Source organism: Pseudomonadota bacterium, assembly GCA_018817425.1.
Classification (GTDB): domain Bacteria; phylum Desulfobacterota; class Desulfobacteria; order Desulfobacterales; family RPRI01; genus RPRI01.
Map to the genome: position 1 here is coordinate 1 of JAHITX010000110.1, position 2,100 is coordinate 2,100.

Annotated in this window: 3 protein-coding genes; all 3 read left to right on the top strand. The window is 43.2% G+C overall.

The genetic code is table 11. From position 1 onward, the window contains the following. Positions 1–194 precede the first annotated feature (194 nt). The 3 genes from KKC46_18590 (at position 195) to KKC46_18600 (ending at position 1,514) form a co-directional block, all read left to right on the top strand. The gene (locus KKC46_18590; protein ID MBU1055812.1) at positions 195–464 is read left to right on the top strand and encodes a BrnT family toxin; all 270 of its coding nucleotides are present in this window, start codon (positions 195–197) and stop codon (positions 462–464) included. Further along, positions 464–760, top strand: a complete 297-nt coding sequence (locus KKC46_18595; protein MBU1055813.1) for an antitoxin — start codon at positions 464–466, stop codon at positions 758–760. The genes KKC46_18590 and KKC46_18595 overlap by 1 nt, the downstream gene beginning before the upstream one ends. A 178-nt stretch (positions 761–938) precedes the next feature. Then, the gene (locus KKC46_18600; GenBank protein ID MBU1055814.1) at positions 939–1,514 is read left to right on the top strand and encodes a hypothetical protein; all 576 of its coding nucleotides are present in this window, start codon (positions 939–941) and stop codon (positions 1,512–1,514) included. Positions 1,515–2,100: the final 586 nt, after the last annotated feature.

A 2,100-nucleotide genomic window follows, 5' to 3' on the forward strand; every position in this document is an offset into this window, starting at 1 on the left:
GTGGGTTATGTGGCATGCAAACTTGACCAATTACTGGCAAAGTTTATAACTGGCTGAATTTAATCAATTGTTTTTTTTAAATATAATTTGATTTATTCTTCTTCGCGAATGTCGGGTTAACTTTCCGTTCTGTTTCTGGCCAAACCAACCTAAAAACCGTTGACAAAAGGCAGACATAAACTTATAATTTCGATATGAAATACTTGAATTGGAATTCTGAAAAAAACGAACTCTTAAAACGAGAACGCGGAATATCCTTTGAAGAAATCGCCTATTTAATTGAGTCGGGTCTGGTGATTGGAATCGAGGAAAATTCTGGGTACCCCAATCAAAAAATGTATGTTTTAGAGATCGACAATTATGCCATCATCGTACCTTACGTGGAAAAGGATGATGAAATATTTCTAAAAACAGCTTTCCCAAGCCGCAAATACACAAAAAAATACGGTTTGAAGGGGGAATAATGAATAAAATCAGTAAAAAGGCATTTAAAGCAATTGACCAGGAAGAGAAAGACCTGATGGAATCCATCGAACGTGACGAATGGCAGCCTGTTAAAAATTTTGACCAAGAGAGAAAAAAAGTAATAGAAGCCGCTAGAAATACTTTAAAAAAGGATAAACGAATAAATCTTCGCCTTTCTCAAAAGGATTACCAGCAAATACAAATAAAGGCAATTGAAGAAGGTATACCATATCAAACTCTTATTTCAAGTATCGTGCATAAATATCTGAATGGTTCTTTAACGCCCAGATCATAGGAAGGAAACAGAACCACCCAATGCACCGGATGCAAAAGGCCTCGGCTTTTTCCATGGCCGTTGGTTTTCTGACTTCCGATACTTTTGCGTAGTTTTGTGGAAGCCTTTTGCACTCGGTGATCGGGAACGTTGGGCTGACTACGATGATTTGGACCAATCAAGCAAAAGGTAAGCTGAAGTGGATGAAATGACATTCAGTCGACGAATAGTGGCAGAAGTTGGGCGGCTTCTGAATAACACGAGCAATCCGCAGCACGGTGCTATCGGTCATCTCGCCTCTGCAGCAGGCCGAGGGGCTGAATCACTGGTCTATCTTACAGATATAGATGAACGCCGTTTTGCCGGTGAGTGGCCCAACGACGCATACGAAAATGATAGTATTGACGATGCCCATGCACGATGGGCAGCAACCACTGCCTTATCATGTCTCGACCTGTGTATTGCTGCAGCAGGTAGGCTTTTGGGATTTGCCATAAGACCACCGAAGGGCGAGGACAGCATTCGAAGCTTTTATCATTCGGATTATAAAACCGGCACCATCAAAAAAGACAAGCGAGACACCATCATAGAACCTTGGCGGGCCTGGTTTGACTCTGTTGTTGCCGATCACAGGTATGCAGATCTGCTTCGTGTGCGTAACGCACTCGTACACGCAGACGCCTTTCGGATAGTCCACGGGACAACTGGATCAATCGCTGGTCATGAGATGCGGTATGGATATCGCGTGAAGTCCCTGGACCCGTCTATCAATTGATACATCAATATTAGGTAAAATTGCACAGGACTATTACAGGCATGATCAAAGTAAAAGAGCAAAAGCTTCGAAATTTCTATCCACATTAAAAGAAAGAAGCTTGGTGCCGCTTTTCTGGGGAGTTTTGGGGACGCCCTTTAGTTTTATAGTTAATATCTGAAATGAAATTAAAAACTTGGGCTTACAAACTATTGATCTTCTGCCTGATAACATCGGACGTTGCCGCCCGATGCGCTTTCGCTTCAGCCTTATGATTCGGTGGCAGGTCCATCCTTTTCAGGATTGACCTCAGTCCGACTTCCATAGCCACAAACAAACGCTATTTCAGACAGATCTCCCCGGATAAGAACGTGAACTTTCGCTACACAACCGCAGCATTTACCCTATCTCCTGAATCCTGGGCTTTTTTATGTTGTGCGGCCATATATACTGTTTCTGTTCGTCAGCTCATAGCTTTGCACTTAGGGTTGGCCGCTCCTTTCAGTCGCTTTCGCCTTCGGCTCACCTTCCGCTTCGCTCCGCCTTCAGACCTTTCCTCACGGAAACGCCCTTGCCTTCGGCTAATGTTTATGCTAATGAAATTAAC